Source organism: Protaetiibacter sp. SSC-01, from assembly GCF_014483895.1.
Lineage (GTDB): Bacteria > Actinomycetota > Actinomycetes > Actinomycetales > Microbacteriaceae > Homoserinibacter.
The window spans coordinates 222,980-242,725 of the sequence record NZ_CP059987.1 but is presented as its reverse complement, the minus strand read 5'-3'; the positions used below and the strand labels follow the sequence as shown (position 1 = coordinate 242,725).

At 72.1% G+C, this 19,746-nt stretch carries 16 protein-coding genes; 5 read left to right on the top strand and 11 right to left on the bottom strand.

Annotated features, from left to right (window positions below; translation table 11 throughout):
- Positions 1–13: 13 nt before the first annotated feature.
- The 3 genes from H4J02_RS01115 to H4J02_RS01105 form a co-directional block, all read right to left on the bottom strand.
- Positions 14–517, bottom strand: a complete 504-nt coding sequence (locus H4J02_RS01115; RefSeq protein ID WP_187676371.1) for a TetR/AcrR family transcriptional regulator — start codon at positions 515–517, stop codon at positions 14–16.
- 254 nt (positions 518–771) lie between these two features.
- The gene (locus H4J02_RS01110) at positions 772–1,704 is read right to left on the bottom strand and encodes a cytochrome b/b6 domain-containing protein (RefSeq protein ID WP_187675308.1); all 933 of its coding nucleotides are present in this window, start codon (positions 1,702–1,704) and stop codon (positions 772–774) included.
- A gap of 59 nt (positions 1,705–1,763) precedes the next feature.
- A complete protein-coding gene (locus H4J02_RS01105) occupies positions 1,764–2,348 on the bottom strand; it encodes a TetR/AcrR family transcriptional regulator (protein WP_187675307.1) in 585 nt (194 codons plus the stop codon).
- Between the two features lie 56 nt (positions 2,349–2,404).
- On the opposite strand from H4J02_RS01105, the gene H4J02_RS01100 reads away from it, so the two are divergent.
- The 4 genes from H4J02_RS01100 to radA all read left to right on the top strand — a co-directional run bounded on the left by H4J02_RS01100 (position 2,405) and on the right by radA (position 7,841).
- Complete coding sequence (locus tag H4J02_RS01100) at positions 2,405–4,852, top strand: MMPL family transporter (RefSeq protein ID WP_187675306.1); 2,448 nt, start codon at positions 2,405–2,407, stop codon at positions 4,850–4,852.
- Between the two features lie 14 nt (positions 4,853–4,866).
- Positions 4,867–5,988: a 23S rRNA (uracil(747)-C(5))-methyltransferase RlmC gene (gene rlmC, locus H4J02_RS01095; RefSeq protein WP_187675305.1), complete on the top strand. Its 1,122-nt coding sequence runs from the start codon at positions 4,867–4,869 to the stop codon at positions 5,986–5,988.
- 106 nt (positions 5,989–6,094) lie between these two features.
- Positions 6,095–6,454: a hypothetical protein gene (locus tag H4J02_RS01090; protein ID WP_187675304.1), complete on the top strand. Its 360-nt coding sequence runs from the start codon at positions 6,095–6,097 to the stop codon at positions 6,452–6,454.
- Between the two features lie 37 nt (positions 6,455–6,491).
- Positions 6,492–7,841: a DNA repair protein RadA gene (gene radA / locus H4J02_RS01085; protein WP_187675303.1), complete on the top strand. Its 1,350-nt coding sequence runs from the start codon at positions 6,492–6,494 to the stop codon at positions 7,839–7,841.
- Between the two features lie 180 nt (positions 7,842–8,021).
- Here the strand turns inward: radA and H4J02_RS01080 are convergent, their stop codons facing one another.
- The 4 genes from H4J02_RS01080 to H4J02_RS01065 are packed head-to-tail and all read right to left on the bottom strand — an operon-like array spanning position 8,022 to position 13,189.
- Entirely contained in the window at positions 8,022–9,983 is a 1,962-nt protein-coding gene (locus H4J02_RS01080; RefSeq protein WP_187675302.1) for a glycoside hydrolase family 2 protein, read from the bottom strand.
- Positions 9,984–10,001: 18 nt separating this feature from the next.
- The gene (locus H4J02_RS01075; protein WP_187675301.1) at positions 10,002–10,871 is read right to left on the bottom strand and encodes a carbohydrate ABC transporter permease; all 870 of its coding nucleotides are present in this window, start codon (positions 10,869–10,871) and stop codon (positions 10,002–10,004) included.
- A gap of 5 nt (positions 10,872–10,876) precedes the next feature.
- Positions 10,877–11,791: a carbohydrate ABC transporter permease gene (locus H4J02_RS01070; protein WP_187675300.1), complete on the bottom strand. Its 915-nt coding sequence runs from the start codon at positions 11,789–11,791 to the stop codon at positions 10,877–10,879.
- A gap of 45 nt (positions 11,792–11,836) precedes the next feature.
- On the bottom strand, positions 11,837–13,189 hold the full coding sequence (locus H4J02_RS01065; protein ID WP_187675299.1) for an ABC transporter substrate-binding protein: 1,353 nt from the start codon (positions 13,187–13,189) through the stop codon (positions 11,837–11,839).
- Between the two features lie 148 nt (positions 13,190–13,337).
- Here H4J02_RS01065 and H4J02_RS01060 point away from each other — a divergent pair, with 148 nt between their 5' ends.
- Entirely contained in the window at positions 13,338–14,300 is a 963-nt protein-coding gene (locus H4J02_RS01060; protein WP_222942225.1) for a LacI family DNA-binding transcriptional regulator, read from the top strand.
- A 27-nt stretch (positions 14,301–14,327) separates the two neighbouring features.
- On the opposite strand, the gene H4J02_RS01055 is transcribed toward H4J02_RS01060, so the two are convergent.
- The 4 genes from H4J02_RS01055 to H4J02_RS01040 form a co-directional block, all read right to left on the bottom strand.
- Positions 14,328–16,136 (bottom strand): hypothetical protein, encoded by a 1,809-nt coding sequence (locus tag H4J02_RS01055; RefSeq protein ID WP_187675297.1) that lies wholly within the window; start codon positions 16,134–16,136, stop codon positions 14,328–14,330.
- Positions 16,133–17,944 (bottom strand): PQQ-binding-like beta-propeller repeat protein, encoded by a 1,812-nt coding sequence (locus H4J02_RS01050; RefSeq protein ID WP_187675296.1) that lies wholly within the window; start codon positions 17,942–17,944, stop codon positions 16,133–16,135. The genes H4J02_RS01055 and H4J02_RS01050 overlap by 4 nt, the downstream gene beginning before the upstream one ends.
- A gap of 590 nt (positions 17,945–18,534) precedes the next feature.
- Positions 18,535–19,161 carry a hypothetical protein gene (locus tag H4J02_RS01045; RefSeq protein ID WP_187675295.1) on the bottom strand — a complete coding sequence of 209 codons (627 nt, stop codon included), beginning with the start codon at positions 19,159–19,161 and terminating at the stop codon, positions 18,535–18,537.
- A gap of 105 nt (positions 19,162–19,266) precedes the next feature.
- Positions 19,267–19,722 carry an amino-acid N-acetyltransferase gene (locus H4J02_RS01040; protein WP_262406287.1) on the bottom strand — a complete coding sequence of 152 codons (456 nt, stop codon included), beginning with the start codon at positions 19,720–19,722 and terminating at the stop codon, positions 19,267–19,269.
- Positions 19,723–19,746 lie beyond the last annotated feature (24 nt).

Below are 19,746 nucleotides of genomic sequence, written 5' to 3'. Positions count from 1 at the left end.
ACGCCGGGGCGCGTCAGTCGACGCCGATCGAGCGGTGGAGGCTCCGCAGCACGGTGCCGATCGCGAGCTCGACCGTGACGCCGGGCGGCAGCGTGCCGATCGCGAGCAGGGATGCGAGGCCGTGCACCGAGGTCCACACCGCGAGCGGCGCCTGCTCACGGGATGCCGCGCCGAGGGCGCCCACGGCGACGAGCTCGTCGAGGGTCTCCAGCAGCACATCCCACGGCGAGGGGTCGTCGCCCGATCCATCGCGCGCTTCCGGCCCCTGGAACGCCGCCGCGAAGAGCAGCGGCTGCTCGAGCCCGAAGCGGATGTAGGCGCGGCACGCCTCGTCGAGCCACGTCCGCGGGGTGGGGCCCGCGAGCGCCTTCGCGGCGATCATCGTGCGGGCGAGCTCCTCGCGGGCAGCGCGGGCGACGGCGACGCGGAGCTGACCGAAGTCGGGGAAGTGGCGGTAGACGGCCGCCGAGCTGACGCCGGCCCTCCGCGCGACGTCGCGCGCCGAGAGTGTGCTCATGCCTTCGGTGCGCACATGATCCAGCGACAGCTGGAGGATGGTGGCCCGGAGGTCTCCTCGTCGAGTCCCGGTGTTCATGTAATCAGTGATAACACGCGTGGCTGGGAGCCCGCCTCCCCGCGTTCGCGGGTCGTGCATCCGCCTGCATCCGCGGGCCGGTCCGGGCCCTCCGATCGCTGACCGGTCGGTTTCTGGCCTCAAACCGGCGGTTTAAGGCCAGAAACCGACCACTCAGCGGAGGGAGCAGCGACCACTCAGCGGGGGGAACGGCGCACCACGTCGCCGAAGGCGGATGCGATGCGGTCGACGATCGCGGGACGCACGAGCGCCCATCCGCCCGCGATCACGAGCAGCGCGAGGGCGAAGATGCCGAAGCCCACCCAATCGGATGCGTCGCGCGCCGCGAACATCGCGTTGAGGTTGCGCAGGGCGTCCGTCGCGAGCACGAGCGTGACGTGCGCGACCGTGAAGGCGATGAAGAACACCATCACGGGCAGGTGCACGGCCTTCGCGACCGAGAACGGGTACAGCTCGTTGAGGCGCTTCGCGTCGCGCGGCCAGAACGCCGACATCCGCGCACCGGAGACGATCGCGAGCGGCGCCGCGAGGAACACGATCGCGAAGTACGACAGCTGCTGGAGGCTGTTGTAGTTCAGCCACGCGTGCTCGAGCGGCCAGTCGAGGGATGCGTACTGCAGTCCGGCCGAGATCGCGTTCGGGAAGACGTCCCAGCTCGTCGGCACGATCCGCACCCACTGGCCCGTCGCGAACAGCAGCACGACGTAGAGCACGCCGTTGACGATCCAGAGCAGGTCGAGCGCGAGGTGCAGCCACACCGTGAGGCTCATGCGTCGGCGGCGGTTGCGGCGCGACGTCCACAGGGCGGGCGGCTGCTTCTCGGCGCGCGACTGCAGCCCCGTGCGCACGATGAGCACGAGGAAGAACGCGTTGAAGAAGTGCTGCCAGCCGAGCCACGCCGGCAGCCCCACGGGCGACCCGTCCGGGAGCGGGTACTCGCCCGGGAACTGGAGCAGGAACGACTGCACGGGCTCGAGCGTGCGCAGCCAGCGCGCGACGAGCACGACGACCGCCGCGAGCACGACGAGCGCGACGAGCGCGACCCCGGCCGCGATCCAGCGGGACCGGCGGATGCGGCGCGCGGGGGACGCATCCGGCTGCTGGCTCACGCCCTCGAAACTATCCGATCGCGTATGCGCGCGAGCAGTGCCGGAGGTCCCCGCGCGCGTCAGTCGCGCGCTGCCCGGGGCGGCATGAGCAGCGCGACGAGCCGCCCCGCGTACGCGCGGTCGATGGGCCCGCGCTGCAGCGCCCGCACGACGAGCGCCCCGAGCATCGCCTCCACGAGCTGCTCGACGGGCAGCTCGTCGATGTCGCCCGCCTCGACCGCGCGCCGCATCCGCTCGCCCAGCAGCTGCAGCACACCGAGCCGCTCGCTCAGCCCGGTCGCGACCGCGGGGTCTTGAGCGGATGCCTCCACGAGCGAGCGCAGGAGCGCGTCGTTGCCGGGCTGAGCGACGAAGTCGGCGACATTCTCGAGCCACGTCGTGAGGTCGGCGCGCACGTCTCCCGAGTCGGGCGGCACGAACCATGCGGGCATGATGAGCCCCTCCGCGAGGCACTCGGCGACGAGCGCCGTGCGGGAGGGCCACCAGCGGTAGATGGTCTGCTTGCCGACCCCGGCCTCCGCGGCGACGCCCTCCATCGTGAGGTGCTCGTAGCCGCGCTCGAGGAAGATGCGCGCCGTCGCCTCGAGGATCGCGACGCGCGCCGCCTCGCTGCGGCCGGGCCCGCGGCGGGAGCTGGGTGCCATACCCGGTATCGTAATCACGAGACGCACCGTCTCGTTATTCGCCCGAGGGGGACTCCATGGCCGAACTGCTGTACCGACTCGGGCGCCTCGCCGCCCGCCGCGCCGGATGGGTCATCGGCGTGTGGGCGCTCGTGCTCGCCCTCACCGCCGGCGCGTTCGCCGCGTTCTTCGGCGGCCTCAGCAACAGCTTCGACATCCCCGGCACCGCCTCGAGCGAGGTCATCGACGAGCTGCAGGAGCGCCTGCCCGAGTACAGCGGCGCTGCCGGCATGGTGGTCTTCCACACCGACGACGGCTCGCAGCTGACGGATGCGCAGCGCACCGCGATCTCGCAGCTCGCCGCCGACACGAGCGACCTCGTCGACGTCGCCGAGGTGGTCGACCCGTTCGACGCCGAGCAGCAGCGCGCCGACCAGCTCGCGCAGGTCGAGGCCGGCCGCGCCCAACTCGACGAGGCGCGCGCCCAGCTCGACGGCGGCCAGGCCCAGCTCGACGCGGGGCGGGCGCAGCTCGACGCCGCCCGCGCGCAGCTCGAGGCATCCGGCGCCCCGCCCGCGATGCTCGCGGGCCTCGACGCGCAGCGGGCCGAGCTCGACGCGCAGCAGGCGACCCTCGACGCGGGTCGCGCGGAGCTCGAGGCGCAGGCCACGCTGCTCGAGCAGGGCGCGCGCGTCGCCGAGCTCGCGGAGGGCATCCGCGTCGTCTCGGAGGACGGCGCGACCGCCGTCGTCAACGTCGCCTTCACCGAGCCGCGCCTCGAGCTCTCGGACGAGGCGAAGCAGAGCGTCATCGACCACTTCTCCGACCACGGCATCGACGGTGTCGAGGTCGCGTTCTCGACCGAGATCGCGCAGGGCGTGCCGGCGATCATCGGCGTGAGCGAGGCGATCGGCGTCGCGATCGCGGGGATCGTGCTCGTCGTCATGCTCGGCTCCCTGCTCGCCGCGTCGTTCCCGATCGTCACAGCTCTCACGGGCGTCGCGATCGGCGTGCTCGGCGCGCTCGCGTTCTCGGGTCTCACGACCATGGCATCCGTCACCCCCGTGCTCGGCGTCATGCTCGGGCTCGCGGTCGGCATCGACTACTCCCTCTTCATCGTCAACCGGCACCGACGGCAGCTGCTCTCGGGCGCCGAGGTGCACGAGTCGATCGCGCTCGCGAACGGCACCGCCGGCACCGCCGTCGTGTTCGCGGGGTCGACGGTCGTCGTGGCGCTGCTCGCGCTCTTCGTCACGGGCATCCCCTTCCTCGGCCTCATGGGCGCCGTCGGCGCGGCGTGCGTCGCGATCGCCGTGGCCGTCGCCGTGACCCTCACGCCCGCCATGCTCGGGCTCGCGGGCGAGCGGATGCTGGGCCGCCGCGGACGCCGCACGCTCGCCTCCGGCCCGGTGCCGCATCCGGCCGACACGGCAACGCCGATGGGCTGGGTGCGCACGGTCGTGACGATCGTGCTGACCGTCGCGGCCCTGCTCGCGTGCGCCGTGCCCGCCGCGTCGATGCGCCTCGGCCTGCCCGACGGCGGCTCCGAGCCGGAGGGCTCGACCACGAACCGCGCGTTCGAGCTGCTGCACGACGGCTTCGGCGCGGGCGCCAACAGCACCATGCTCGTGACGGCCCAGCTGCCCGACGGCACGACCGACGACGAGGTGCTCGGGCGTCAGCTCGACATCGCCGAGGCGATCGGCGCCGTCGACGGCGTCGTCGCGGTCGCGCCCATCGCGGTCGACGACGCGAACGAGCTCTTGGCGTTCCAGGTGATCCCAGCCGAAGGGCCGAACGACGCCTCCACCGCGGAGGTCGTGCACGCGCTGCGCGGGCTCGAGGTCGACGGCGAGCTACTCGGCGTCGCGGGTCAGGCTGCCATCAACATCGACATCTCGAACAACCTCGCCGACGTGCTGCCGCTCTACCTCGCGGTCGTCGTGGGCATCTCGCTCGTGATCATGATCCTCGTGTTCCGCTCACTGCTCGTGCCGCTCATCGCGACGGGCGGGTTCATCCTGTCGCTGCTCGCGACCTACGGCGCGCTCGTCGCGGTGTTCCAGTGGGGCTGGTTCGCGCCCGTCTTCGGCCTCACCGCCACAGGCCCTGTGCTCAGCTTCATGCCGCTCATCCTGGTGGGCATCCTCTTCGGGCTCGCGATGGACTACCAGCTGTTCCTGGCATCCGGGATGCGCGAGGCCTACGTGCACGGTGCCACGGCCCGCCTCGCGGTGGCCCGCGGGTTCCGCGCGGGCCGCTCGGTCGTGATCGCGGCGGGGCTCATCATGGTGTCGGTGTTCGGCGGCTTCGTGTTCTCGGAGGCCGTCATCATCCGCCAGTTCGGCTTCGGCCTCGCGGTCGGGGTGCTACTCGACGCGTTCGTCGTGCGGCTGCTGCTCATGCCCGCCCTCATGCACGTGCTCGGCCGCGCCGCGTGGTGGATCCCCCGCTGGCTCGACCGCGCGATGCCGAACGTCGACGTCGAGGGGGCGGCGCTCGAGCGGGCGCACCAGCGCGCCTGACGTATCGTGACCGGGTGCAGTGCGACTACTTCGACGCGGGGGTGTGCCGTTCGTGCACCCTCATGGGCGTCGAGTACGACGCCCAGCTCGCGGGCAAGGTCGCGCACGCCGAGTCGCTCCTGAGCCCGTGGGCGGATGCCATGTGGCTCCCGCCGATGACGTCGCGCCCCGAAGCCTTCCGCAACAAGGCGAAGATGGTCGTCGGCGGCACGGTCGACGCGCCGACCCTCGGCATCCTCGACGGCGACCGCCGCGGCGTCGACCTGCGCGGATGCGGCGTGCTGGCCGAGGGGCTCCGCGCCGCGCTCCCGCCGATCGCCGCGTTCATCACCCTCGCGCGCCTCGAGCCGTACGACGTGCCGGCCCGACGTGGCGAGCTCAAGAACGTGCTGCTGACCGAGTCGCCCGACGGGCGCCTCATGCTGCGCTTCGTGCTGCGCTCGACCGAGTCGCTCGCGCGCATCCGCAAGCACCTGCCGGCGCTGCTCGACGCGCTGCCCCAGCTCGCGGTCGTGAGCGTCAACCTGCTGCCCGAGCACAAGGCCGTGCTCGAGGGCGAGGTCGAGGTGCCGCTCACGGCCGACGAGTCGCTCGCGATGCGGCTCGACGACGTCGTGCTGCATCTGCGTCCGGGCAGCTTCTTCCAGACGAACACGGATGTCGCGGCCGACCTCTATCACCAGGCACGTGCGTGGGTCGACGAGCTCGCCCCCGCATCCGTCTGGGACCTCTACTGCGGCGTCGGCGGCTTCGCGCTGCACGTCGCGGGCCCCGGCCGTCGTGTGCTCGGCATCGAGACGAGCGCGCCCGCGGTCGAGAGCGCGCGGCTGTCGGCCGCCGAGGCGGGGCTCGCGGATGTCGCGTTCGAGGTGGGCGACGCGACCGCGGTCGGCGGTGCGGATGCTCCGGATGCCGTCATCGTCAACCCGCCGCGGCGCGGCCTCGGGCCGGAGCTGTGCGCGACGCTCGAGGCGTCGAGCGTCGGCGCGGTCGTCTACTCGAGCTGCAACGCGGTGTCGCTCGCGCGCGACCTCGCGGCGATGCCGAGCCTGCGCCCGCGCCGCATCCGGGTGTTCGACATGTTCCCGCAGACGGAGCACTACGAGGTCATGGTGCTGCTCGAGCGCGTCTCGTAGCACCGCTCGCGCCCCTCCGCAACCCCTCCCCCGTTCCTTGGCTCCCGGCGGCCGCCGCTCGCAGGATGGTGTTCGCAAGCCCGTTCACCACGAGAGGACCGGCACCATGACCGCCACGCTCACCCCCGGGAGCTTCGCCCCCACGGCCGCACCCGTCATGCACGGCGTGCGCTGGTCGCTCGTCGCGGAGGGCCTGTGGGCCGGGACGCGCGACGGCGAGTTCCTCGGCACGGTCGAGTTCGTGGACGGCGCCTTCGAGACCGCCGACAACCGCGGCACGCGCATCGGCCGCTCGCACTCGCTCGCGGCGGCGCAGAACCTCGTTGACGCCCCGGCGCCCGAGCTCTCGCCCGTCCTGACGTGGCGCGACGACCGTCCCTCCCTCGCGGCGGGCTGGCTCGGCTTCGCGACACTCGCCGTCGCCGCGGTGACGATCGCGACGCAGCTCTTCGTCGTCACGCCCTGACGCATCCTGCGTCGGCGGTGCCATCTAGGCTGACCGCATGGCCCGACCCCCCGCCCCCGGTTACGCATGCTCCGAGTGCGGCTGGACGGGCGCCAAGTGGTTCGGGCGCTGCCCCGAGTGCCAGCAGTGGGGCTCCATCGTCGAGCGCGGGGCGCCCACCGGCAAGGTGACCGCCGCATCCGTGCCCGAGTCGCGCGCCGCACGGCCCATCACCGAGCACGTCGTCGCGGATGCCACCCACCGCCAGACGGGCATCGGCGAGTTCGACCGCGTGCTGGGCGGCGGGCTCGTGCCGGGTGCCGCCGTGCTCGTGTCGGGTGAGCCGGGCGTCGGCAAGTCGACGCTCCTGCTCGAGGTCGCTGCGCGCGTGGCACGCCGAGGCGGGCGGGTGCTCTACGTCTCGGGCGAGGAGTCGGCGGGCCAGGTGCGGCTGCGGGCCGAGCGCACGGGCGCCCTCGACGACGAGCTGTACCTCGCATCCGAGACAGACCTCGCCACCGTGCTGGGTCACATCGACGCCGTGCGCCCCGGGCTGCTCATCGTCGACTCGGTGCAGACGATCGCCTCCTCCCTCTCGGATGGCGCCCCCGGCCAGCCGGCGCAGGTGCGGGAAGTCGCGGGCACGCTCGTCCGCGTCGCGAAGGAGCGCTCCATCCCGCTGCTGCTCGTCGGCCACGTGACGAAAGACGGCTCGATCGCGGGCCCGCGTCTGCTCGAGCACCTCGTCGACGTCGTGCTGAGCTTCGAGGGCGACCGCCAGACGGCGCTGCGCTTCGTGCGCGCCCTCAAGAACCGCTTCGGACCGACGGATGAGGCGGGCTGCTTCGAGATGGCGGGGGACGGCATCGCGGAGGTGCCCGACCCGTCGGGGCTCTTCCTCTCGCGCACCCACACGCCCGTGCCGGGCACGTGCGTCACGGTCACGCTCGAGGGACGCCGCGCGCTCCCGGTCGAGGTGCAGGCGCTCGTCGTCGACACGACGGCGCCCAACCCGCGCCGCATCGTGAGCGGCGTCGACGGCGCGCGCGTCGCGATGCTGCTCGCGGTGCTCGAGAAGCGCTGCCGCATCAAGCTCTCCGACAAGGAGGTCTACGTGTCGACGGTGGGCGGCATCCGGCTCTCCGAGCCCGGGTCCGACCTCGCGATCGCGCTCGCCATCGCGTCGGCCGCGAAAGACCGGCCGCTGCCGCGCACGCTCGCCGCGATCGGCGAGATCAGCCTCGCGGGCGAGGTGCGCGCCGTCGCGGGTGGGCGCCAGCGCGCGGCCGAGGCGACGCGCCTCGGGTATCGCACGATCGTCGACGAGGAGGCCGGCTCGATCCAGACGGCCGAGTCGCTCGCGTTCTCGGCGAGCGGGGCGGAGCGGGTGAACGCGCCGGCGTTCTGAGGTCGGGCCGCGGGCTGGTTTCGACACGCGCCCTACGGGCGCTACTCAACCAGCGGGTGGGCGGCTGCGGGCGCTACTCAACCAGCGGGTAAGCGCGGGCGCTACTCAACCAGCGGGTGACGCGACCCCGGCGGGAGGTGACGCGCGCCGGACGTTGGCGGAACCGGCGCGCGCCACGCCTCACTCCGCGCGCGCCCCGCGGCGGTTCGGCTGCTCGACGGGCGCCGCGTCGACGAACGTGCTCGCCCGCACCGTGCCGTCTTCCTCCGTGAACCACAGGTGCAGGCGAGCGGGCCCGGCGGGCGCCGGGATGCGCAAGGTCGCAGCGGCGCTCAGCTCGAACGGCCGCACGACGCCGACCGGCGCCGTGACCGCACCGTCGACCGGGCGGAGGCGCGACCCGGCCGCACCCCACGCGGCATGCACGGCACCCGAGAGCGGCGCACGGCCGTGGTGCGACACGTGCACGTCGAGATCGAACGGCTGCTCGGGAACCCGGATGTCAGCCCCCGCGTGCGCGGGCACGAGGTCGACGACGAGCACCGTGTCGGCGTGCATCGCGCGGTAGTCGAGCCCGCCCGCATCCTTCGGGCGACGGTCGGCGTCCACGACGCCCGCCATCTCGTGCTCGACGTCGGTCAGCTCGGTGTACACGTAGCCCGCGAAGCGGTCGTGTCGGCGGAGCTCCTGCGTCTGCCACCGCGAGTGCCATGCCCGCTCGAGGCTCGTGAAGCCCGCACCGTACTCGCTGTTGACGATCGGCACGCCCGTGCGCGGGAAGTCGTCGGAGCCGTAGAGGCTCTTGTCGACCACGAAGTCGGGGCCGAGCTTGACCGGCCAGTCCTCGCGGGAGCCGGCGGCGAGCTCGGCGAGGTTGCGCGCCCACGACGCCGGGTCCTCGTCGTAGTAGTGCCAGTCGACCAGGTCGGTGCGCACGTGGTTCCAGCCCGAGTTCTCGACGATCGGTCGTGTGTCGTCGAGCGCGCGCAGGGCGTCGTAGGCGGCGACCGCGGCATCCGCTCGTTCGGGGCTGCCCGGGATGTCCCAGTCGAGGCCCCACTCCTCGTTGTAGAGGCCCCACGCGATGATCGACGGGTGGTTGCCGTCGCGCTCGACCATGATCGGCAGCTGCGCGAGGAACGCCTCCGCGGATGCCGGGGTCCAGCGGCTGGGGGCGGGCGGCTCCGCCCACACGAGCATGCCCATCCGGTCGGCGTGATGCAGCCAGCGCGGCTCCTCGAGCTTGATGTGCTTGCGCACCATCGTGAAGCCGAGGTCGCGCGCGAGCTCGAGGTCGCGCACGAGGGCCTCCTCGCTCGGCGCCGTGAGCCCGGTCTCGGGCCAGTAGCCCTGGTCGAGCACGCCGCGCAGGTAGAGGCGTTCGCCGTTGAGGTAGAGCTCCTCGCCACGGGTCTCGATGCGGCGCAATCCGGCGGTCACGACCACCCGGTCGTCCGAGGTCGTGAGCTCGAGCTCGTAGAGGTGCGGATCGGCGGGCGACCACAGGCGGGGCTCGACGAGGTCGATGCGCGCCGCGAAGCGCCCATCGACCACCGCGAAAGGTACGCCGTCGATGCGCACCTCGGCCGCATCCGCCTCGCCCGCCACGTCGAACCCCGTGAGCGAGTCGCCGCGCACGACGACGCTGCGGATCTCCTCGCGGCCGCGGCCCTCGAGCCACACCGACTGCCAGATGCCCGACGTCGGGGTGAACGAGACGCCGTCGTAGTCGTCGCGCGGGATCGAGCGCTGCTTGCCGTGCACGAGCTCGCGCTTGTCGGCCGGCGCCTCCACCTCGACGACGAGCTCGCCCGAGCGCCCCGTGATGTCGAACTCGAACGGCACGCTGCCCCCCACGTGCTCGCCGAGCAGCTCGCCGTCGAGCGTGACGCGCGCGCGGTGGTGCACGCCGCCGAAGCACAGGTACGTGCGCGGCCACTCGGTCGCCGGCACGTCGCGACGGTAGACGCCGTGTTCGAGCCACGTGCGCTGCACTCCGGATGCCGGGGTCTCCCACGCGAACGGCACCGTGATCTCGGTGTCGCCCTCGTCGCTCGAGAACGACCACGTGCCGTTGAGGGTCAGCCAGCGGTCGGACCGGTCGCGGTCGGGGCGCGGGTACTCGGGCTTGGGGAGGGTCATGCGGGGCCTTTCCATGGCTCAGCCCTTCACGCTTCCGGCGAGGATGCCGTTGATGAAGTGCTTCTGAAGGAGGAAGAAGATGACGAGCAGCGGCACGAGCGCCACGGTGCTCGCGGCGAGCAGCTCGCCCGTGACGGTCGCGTAGTCGGCGCCGATCTTGTTGCCGGAGATCGTGGAGGCGAGGGTCGACAGCACGACCTGGAGAGTCGCCATCCGCTCGGAGCTCGCGACGACGACGGGCCACACGAAGTCGTTGTAGATGTTCATGACCGTGAGCACCGCGAGGCCGGCGAGGCCGGGACGGATGATCGGCACGACGATCCGCCAGTAGAGCCCGAACTCGCCGCAGCCGTCGACCCGCGCCGCGTCGAGCAGCTCGTCGGGCACGGCGGCGATCACCTGTCGCATCCAGAAGATCGCGAACGCGTCGACCGCACCCGGCAGGATGAGCGCCTGGTAGGTGTTGACCCAGCCGAGCTCCTTCATCTCGAGCAGCAGCGGGATGATGAGCACGATCGTCGGCAGCATGAGGGTGACGAGCACCGTGCCGAACAGCAGGTTCTTGCCGGGGAAGTCGTACTTCGCGAAGGCGTAGGCCGCGAGCGGCGCGCAGAAGAGGGTGATCGAGCCCTTCACGACGAGCACGATCGCCGTGTTGAGGAAGCCGTGCAGGATCGGGACGTCTTGGAACATCCCGATGAAGTTGTCGAACCCGAAGGTCGTCGCGTCGAACTCGAGGGGGTGCCGGATGATGTCGTTCGCGGGCTTGAACGCCGAGAGCACCGCCCACACGACGGGCGCGAGGAACGCGAGCGTGAGCACGACGAGGAACGCGTGCGAGGCGATGTGCGGGCGGCGACGCTCGCCTGCCTGGGTGGAGATCGTCATCCGGGTCAGTCCTTCGCCCGCAGGAGCCGCACGAAGCCGAGCGACAGCGCCATCACGAGGATCACGAGCAGGAACGAGTTCGCGGCACCCGTGCCGAGGTCCCCGCGCGTGATGTGGTTGTAGAGGTAGAGGCCGGCCGTCGTCGTCGACGAGTAGGGACCGCCCTGCGTCACGACGAACGGCTCGGCGAACATCTGGAAGACGGCGAGCGTCTGCAGCACGACCGAGAACATGAGCGTGCGCCGGATGAGCGGGATCGTGATGCTCCACACGCGCCGCATGCGTCCGGCGCCGTCGAGCGCCGCGGCCTCGTAGACGGAGGAGTCGATCGCCTGCAGGCCCGAGAGGAGGATGATGATGATGAAGCCGCTCGTCTTCCAGATGAAGAGCAGCGCGAGGGTCGGCTTCGCCCACTCGCTCGAGGTGAGCCACGCGACATCCGGCAGCCCGACGGCCCCGAGCACGGCGTTGACGGCTCCGTAGTTCTGGTCGAAGAGCACGACCCAGATCTGCGCGACCGCGACGAGCGGCGTCACGAACGGCACGATGAAGGCGGTGCGGTAGAAGCCGCGCAGCTTGAGCTTCGCGTTGTCGAGCAGGATCGCGGCCGCGAGCCCGATCACGAGCTGCGCCGGGATGATGAGCAGCCACAGCACGGCAGAGTTGCCGAGCGAGTTCCAGAACGCGGGGTTGCCGAGCAGGTAGGTGTAGTTGTCCCACCCCACCCATCGGGCGGAGCCGGCTCCGTGCCAGTTCGTGAAGCTCAGCCGCAGCGTGAAGAGCATCGGGTAGATGCCGAACGCGAGGAACAGGGCGACGAACGGGGCGACGAAGACGTAGGGCGCGAGGCGCCGGCTGACCGGGAGCCCCCTGCCGCGTCGGCGCGGCCGCGCGGGGCGTGGCAGTGCAGTCGTGGTCATGGGGACTCCCGGTCTCGGCTCGATGGGGGGTGGTGCGGATGCCGGCTACTGCCGGTCGATGAGGTTCTTCTGGATGTCGGCCGTCGAGTTCTCGATCACCTGGCGCGGCGTGAGCGTTCCGTCGAGCATGAGCTGCAGGTTGTTGCCGAGGTAGTCCACGGCCCCCGCCCACCAGCTGGGGGTCGGCACGCCGCCCGGGATCTCGGCCCCGGCCTCCGTCGCGACGGCCCAGAGGTCCTGACCGCCGAACGCGTCGACCGGCTGGAAGAGCGGCTTCGCGGGGTCGGCCGCGGGCAGGTAGCTCGGGATCGACGTGTTGAGCCCCTCGGGGTAGACCGAGTTGGGGCCCCACACCGTGGAGTAGCCGGCCTCGTCGAACATCAGGAACTCGTAGAAGAGCCACGCGAGCTGCGAGTTCTCGCCGTCCTTCGGGAGGATGAACGAGGAGCCGCCCATCGCGCCCGAGCGGGCCCCGCCATCCGTCCACGCGGGCAGCGGCATCGCGCGCCAGTCGCCCGCCGTCTGCTCGAGCAGCTGCTGCGGCGCGAAGTCGAACCAGATCGCCCACGGGAAGAACACCTGCTTGCCCGCGTCGAGCGTCTCGATGTCGGTGGGCGAGAGGTACTCGGCGCGCGTGCCGAGCCCTTCCTTGCTCACGGTGTCGAGGAAGGTGAGGATCTGCTCGTACTCCGGCGAGTCGAGGCGCAGGGCGCCGTCGTCGTCGGTGAGCGCGGTGCCGAGCTGGCTCGCATACATCTCGAGCTGCAGCTGGCCGAGGAAGGGGCTCTGCTCGAGGTGGATGGGGCCGGCGTCGGGCACTGCGGCCTTGTAGGCGCGGGCGGCGTCGAGCAGGTCGTCGTAGGTCTCGATCGCGGATGCGTCGATGCCTGCGGCCTCGAGCGCGGTCGCGTTGTAGAACAGCAGGCCCGGGTCGAGGTCGAACGGCACGCCGTAGATGCCGTCGCCCTGCGAGTTCACGTCGAGCTTCTGCGGGGCGATGTCGGATGCGTAGGGCGCGAGCACGTCGCTCAGGTCCCACAGGTGGTCGGCGTAGCCGGCGACGAGCTGGTCGTCGAGGAACACCCCGTCGGGCACGTCGCTGCCGGTGATGAGGGTGTTCTGCAGCTTGGCGCCGATGTCGACCGCCTCGTGGTGCACGACGATGTCGGGGTACTTCTCGTTGAACGCCTCGATCGCCTCGTCGAAGACGTTGAAGAGGTCGCCCTCTCGGTCCCAGATCGTGATCTCGCCCTTCGGCGAGCTCTCGGTCGGGGCCTGGAGCTTCGCGGAGTCGGTGCTCTCTCCGCCGTCTCCGATGGCGGGGCCGCAGGCCGTGAGGCCGAGGGTGAGTGCGGCGATCCCGCCGAGCGCGAGGGCTCGGGTGGTGCGCTGGTGCATGGGGACACTCCTTTGTGCAGGACGTTTGCCAACGTGTGCAAAACGGTATCGCAAGTTTGCGCACGTTGCAAACGCTACGATGTCACGAGATCAGGAGGTGACGATGCCGGCAACGCTGCGAGACGTCGCGGAACGCGCACAGGTCTCCATGCGCACCGTGTCCAACGTCGTGAGCGGCTACGCCCACGTGAGCGAGAGGATGCGCACGCGCGTGCTCGCCGCGATCGAGGAGCTCGACTACCGGCCCAACCCGGTCGCGCGCACGCTGCGCACGGGCCGCACGGGCATGCTCGCCCTCGTCGTGCCCGAGATCGACGTGCCCTACTTCAGCGAGCTCGCGCGCGACGTCATCAACTCCGCCGCCGAGGTCGGCTACCGCGTCATGATCGACCAGACCGCGCACGACCACGAGCGCGAGCGGGAGCTGCTCACGGGCGGGGATCGCACGATGCTCTTCGACGGCATCCTCTTCGCGCCCCTCGTGACGCCCGCCGAGCTGCTCGAGATGAACACGCGCACGTCGATGCCGCTCGTGCTGCTCGGCGAGCACGACTTCGACGGACGCTACGATCACGTCGCGATCGACAACGTGCGCGCGGCGCACGACGCCACGACCCACCTCGTCTCGATCGGCCGTACGCGCATCGCGGCGATCGGCGCTCAGCCCGACGAGGAGTACTCGACGCCGCAGCAGCGCACGGCCGGCTTCGAGAGCGCTCTCTCGGATGCGGGGCTCGCCCCCGTCGGCATCGAGGCGGCCGCGCACTACAGTCGCGCCGACGGCTACCAGGCGACGCGCGCCCTCCTCGAGCGCGACCCCCGACCGGATGCGATCTTCTGCTACTCCGACCTGCTCGCGATGGGCGCCCTCCGCGCCGTCTTCGACGCGGGCCTGCGCGTGCCCGAGGACGTCGCGATCATCGGCATCGACGACATCGAGGAGGGCCGCTACTCGCGCCCCTCGCTCAGCACGGTGTCGCTCGACACCCCCTTCATCGCGCAGGGGGCCGTCGCCCGCATCACGGCCCGCATCGACGACCCCGACGCCCCCGCCGTGCAGCTCGTCGCCCCGCACACGGTCATCCCGCGCGAGAGCACCCTCGGGGGCTGAAGCCGCGTCCGTCGTTGCGGGCCCCAGCTACACGGTCGCCGAGCTGTCCTCCTCCGGCACGTCGTCGAGCTCCCGGCCGCGGAGCGCCGCCCACAGCGCGAGCAGCAGGCCGGCCGCGACGAGCGGGTCGCCGTAGGCCTGCGCGCCGTACTCGGCGAGCTCGCCGAGCGACACCGACGCATCCGGATCCCGCGCGAGCGCGAGGAACGCGAGCACCGTGATGCCGAAGATGGCGTTCGCGAGCACGAGCTGCACGCGCGAGGGCCGCGGGTAGGCGGGCGAGTCCTCGTTGGCCGCTTTGTAGCCCGTGAGGAACGACCACACGAAGCCGAAGAGCACGACCGCGCCGCCCGCGAAGCCGAGCAGGTACGCGATGGGGTCGGTCACGAACTCGCGGTAGGCGAAGAGCGCCGACATGAGCAGCGCGATGAGCACGGATGTCGCGCGCGCGGGCGTGAGCCGGCGCGCCACGAGCGAGCCGACGAGCACCGCGAGGCCGAGCACGGCGCCGAGGATCGCGAGCGCATCCTCGTTCCAGCCGAGCGGCAGCTCGAACAGCACGCCGACCGCGATGAGGAGCCCCGCGACGCCGACCGCGGCCATGAGCTCGGGGGTCGTGCGGCGGCCGCGCCGCGCCTGCACGAAAGCGAGCACGATCAGCACGATCGCTCCGACGGCGCGCACGATGAACATGACGGTCGACGTCGTCGCCCAGCCCGCGGCCGCGACGAAGAAGCTCGCGACCTCCTTCGGGGCCCCGTAGCCGAGCGACACCTGCCCGAGCACGAGCACGGGCGTCGCGACGACCGACGTCGTCGTGAACGCCGCCACGATGAGCGCGAGCCCGTCGATGCGGTCGGCCATCGCCTGCGCCGTGGCGCCCCCGCGGTCGCGGCGCACCACGCGCAGCGCCACCCAGCTCGCGGCGATGAGGGCGAGCAGCAGGGCGGCGACGCCGAGCGCCCGCAGGCTCTCCGCATCCGCCACGAGATCGCCCGCGCCGACCGCGACGTCGAAGGTGCGCCACGCCGCGACGAGCCCGAGCACGATGAACACGGCGACGGGTCCGATGACGCTGCGCACGATCTTCGCGGCCCACAGCGCCGATGACACGGTGACGCTCGCGACCGCGGCACCGGATGCGAGCGCGGCCGGCACCGCGAGCTGGCCGAGGGTCGAGAGGGTGAGGCTCAGCATGAGCGGCATGAAGTCGAAGCCGGCCTCGCGGTTCACCGAGGTGAGCACCGACGCCGTGACGATGAGCGGACCCCACACGAGCGCCGCGATCGCCACGAAGTCCCACCAGCGGTAGCCGCGCCCGCCGCGCACGGCGACGTACACGATGAGCCCGATGCACGCCGCGATCGTGATGATGCGGGCGACCGGGATGAGCTCCTGGTCGGGCACCGCGATGAACAGCATGATCGAGATGACGAAGACGGTCATCACCCAGCGCAGCCACGCGCGCGTGTGCAGGGCGCCCGTCGCCGCGAGCGTCGTCGAGAGGGCCGTGAGCGCGAGCACGAGCCACACGAGCGAGCGGGGCAGCGTGAGCTGGAAGGCGCCCGCCTGCGCGGCGAGCGGGATCCACTCGCGCAGCGGACCCGAGAAGAGCACGAGCAGCGCCGCGACCACGTAGCCGACGAGCCCGACGACCACGAGCGGGCGGAGGCCGAGCGGCCAGTCGATGTCGCGCAGCCGGCCCTCGTGCACGGGCGCGAGGATCACGCGGTGCAGGAACTCGTAGCCCGCACGGCCGGCGACCTGCCACACCGAGCGCTTCGGCGGGGCGATCGCTTGCGTCACGGGCTCGGTCGCGGGAGGCGACTGCGTCATCCGCGCACCTCCGTGCCGGTCGTGTTCGAGTTGAGGATCCGGATGCCGTGGGGCGTCGGCAGCACGACGCGCGTCACGCCGATGAAGGCCTCGCCGAGCTCGACCTCGCGGACGAGCTCGCCGTCGGGGTCGCGCACCTCGACGGATGTCGCGGTCACGAGCACGAGGCGGCCGTCGCCGACGAGCAGCTGGGTGTCGGCGGGGCTCGTCCACAGCTCGCGGCCGTCGTCGACGTCCCACGCGGCCGTGCCGGCGTCGCCGAGGGCCACGACGACCCCGTCGGCGATCGCGATGCTGCGCCCCAGGCCGCGGCGGTCGGCGTCCCAGCGGGTGGAGCCGTCGGCCGGGTCGAGCACCCACACGTCGGCGTTGACGCCCTGCACCGCGATGACGCCCTCGCCCGCGACGGCGCGCTCGGCGCCGACGAGGTCGGTGCTCCACTGGGAGGTGCCGTCGGCGAGGGAGCGCGCGATCACGGCGCCGCCCCGATCGACGACGACCGCGAGGCCGCTGCCGACGGCGGGCGTCGAGTCGACGTCGGTGCGCAGGGCGGTCGACCACACCGTCTCGCCCGTCACGAGGTCGATGCGGCGCAGGGTGCCGTCGACGCTCACGGCGACGATGTCGTCGTCGGGGGCGACCGCGGGGGCCGCGAGCACGACATCCGGGAACGTCGTCGACCACAGTCGGGCGCCGCGCTCGTCGTAGGCGACGAGCCGCCGCGTCGCGGTCGTCACGAGGGTCACGTCCCCGACCGCGGAGAGCGTGATGAGGTCGCCGCCGGGTGAGGCGAGCCAACCGCGCGTCGCCCTGCCGCCCTCGACCGTGTACGACGCGAGGCGGCCGCCGACCGCCGCCACGAGCGCGCCGTCGCTCGTCGTCGCGGCCAGACCGTCGAACGGGGTGCCCTGCGGCGACTCGCCGAAACCGGGGTCGGTGATCACGAACTCGAGGTCGCGCGGGCGCCAGCGGTCGGCATCCGTCCAGTCGTAGCGCGCGGGGGTCGTGGCGATGTCGGTGCGACCGAGCCCGCCCGTCTCGGGCAGCTCGACGATGTCGTAGCTGATCTCCTCCCCGCCGACGACGCCGACGTCGCGCACGATGCCGCGGCCCGGGCACCACGTGGCCTGCTCGTCGACAGCGAGCAGCTCGGCACCCGAGTCGGGGTCGAGGTAGCGGGTGTCGGTCGTGGAGACGAGGCACCCGTCGCCCGCATCCGTGAGCTCGCCGCGCGTCGTGTAGTGCAGCAGGCCGGCGGGCATCGCGTCACCCTCGCCCTCCCACGTGACGCCGGGCCGCGCATCCGCGGGCAGCATGACGAGCGCGGGGGAGTAGGCGAACCCGACCGTGCCGCCGGTCGCGGTGAGCAGCGAGAGGCCCGCGTCGTCGAGCACGTAGAGCGACGTGACGGCCGAGCTCTCGGGGTCGTCGAGGAACGCCGTCGTCTCGCGCCACAGGTCGATGCTGCGGAGGGCGTGCTCAGGGGTGTCGGAGAAGATACCGTAGGCGGCGTTCGCGGGCAGCTCGAGCAGCATCGCCGGGCCCGTGTCGCGCGCGTTCTCGTGGATCGAGCGGGTGCCGTCGGATGCCGTCCACATCATCGCGCTGCCGTCGGCCGGCACGAAGCGCGCGGCGCGTCCGCCGTTCGCGGGCGCGGGTGCGAGGTCGGATGCGGCGAGCCCGAGGGTGCCGACGGCGACGACCGCGAAGGTGGCCGCCCACACGAGGGCGCGCCGAAGCGGCGAGACGGGTGTCAGGGCAGCGGGCTGCTCGCTCGGTTCCGCGGCGACGGTGGTGGTGTCGGACATCGGGCTCCTGGTGCTGGGTTGACGCTACCGCAGGATCCCCGGTCGAACGTCATCGGCGGGCGGGGTCTCGATACACGTGGTCGCGAGTTCACCGCTGGTTGAGTGCCGCGCGCCGCGCCCGCAGGGCGCGACGCACGGCGTATCGAAACCCGACGAACGGATGACGTGCGGAGGTCTCGCATCCCTTGGCCCGCACTCGATACGCGGGTGCGAGGGTTTCGATACGCGTCGTGCGCTTCGCGCGCGGCGCTACTCAACCAACGGGGAAGGGGTGCCCAGCGGCACCGGTGCCATCGGGCAATGCCGCTCGCGCGCGCGCGTTCACCGCTGGTTGAGTGCCGCGCGCCGCGCCCGCAGGGCGCGACGCACGGCGTATCGAAACCCGACGAACGGATGACGTGCGGAGGGATCGCATCCTTGGCCCGCTGTAGATACGCGGGTGCGAGGGTTTCGATACGCGTCGTGCGCTGCGCGCGCGGCGCTACTCAACCAACGGAAGGGAGAAGGGCGCGGCCCCCGCGCGGAGCGCGAAACACAGACCGGCGAAGCCGGACCGCTCGCCCGGACCGCTCACCACCGCGCGAGACGGCTCAGTACAGCAGAAACGCCTTGTCGCCCGCCGACTTCGCGTCGCCGAGCGCCACCGAGAGGCGGTAGGTCGCGCCGCCGCCCGTCACCTGGGGCCGGTCGCCGTCGCACGTGGTGGCGGAGGAGCGGGTGCGGTCCCAGCCGAAGGGGGTCGTGGTGAGCTCGACGCCCGGCTCGAGCACCTGGCTGAGGGGCGCGGGGTCGGTCTGGCAGTCGCGCGAGTTCCAGATGGGGTCGGAACCGCTCACGATCTCGTAGTACTGCGCATCCGTGCCGACGGTGAAGGTGCACGCGACGGCGCCCGAGTTCTTGATGGTCATCGAGATCATGGGGATCTCGCCGGCCGCGTAGCCGTCCTTGTCGGTGACGGGTGTGAGGGTGATGACGGCGGGGTCGCACGCGGCGCTGGGGTCGCCGGAGGCGTTGTCGCCGTCATCCGTCTCGTCCGCGCCGGGGCTGGAGCTGCTCGACGGCGTGTCTCCGGCCTTCGGGTCGTCGTCGGATGCGGCGCCCGGCCGCACGATGAGCAGCACGATGACGACGATGACGGCGAGCGCCCCGAGGCCGACCATGAGCCGGCGGCGGCGGTACACCGACGCGGGCAGACGCCCCGGCTGCTGGCTCGACATGCCGCCAGGGTAGGCCCGGATGCGCCGGTTCCCGCGGCGCGCACACGGCATGGCGTCGACTCCCGGCGGTTTCCCGGCCGATCACAGCGCCGCGCGCGCCGCCTGTCAGAGCTGCTTGAGCATCCGGGTGTTGCCGAGCGTGTTCTGCTTGACGCGCGCGAGGTCGAGGAACTCGGCGACGCCGTCGTCGGGCGAGCGCACGAGCTCGGCGTAGACCTCGGGGTCGACGACCTTCTCGCCGATCGGCTCGAAGCCGTGCCCACCGAAGAACTCGGTCTCGAAGGTGAGGCAGAACAGGCGCGTGAGGCCGAGCTCGCGCGCGTCGTGCTCGAGGTGCTCGAGCAGCGCGTGCCCGACGCCGCGGTGCAGCCACGCGTCGGCGACGGCGATCGTGCGGATCTCGCCGAGGTCCTCCCAGATGACGTGCAGCGCACCGCATCCGATGAGCTGGCCCTCGGGGGTCTCGGCGACGCGGAACTCCTGGATGTCTTCGAAGAGGGTGACGCGCTCCTTGCCGAGCAGGATGCGGCGCTCGACGTACGGCTCGATGAGCCCGAGCATGCCGCGCACATCGGCGGTGCGCGC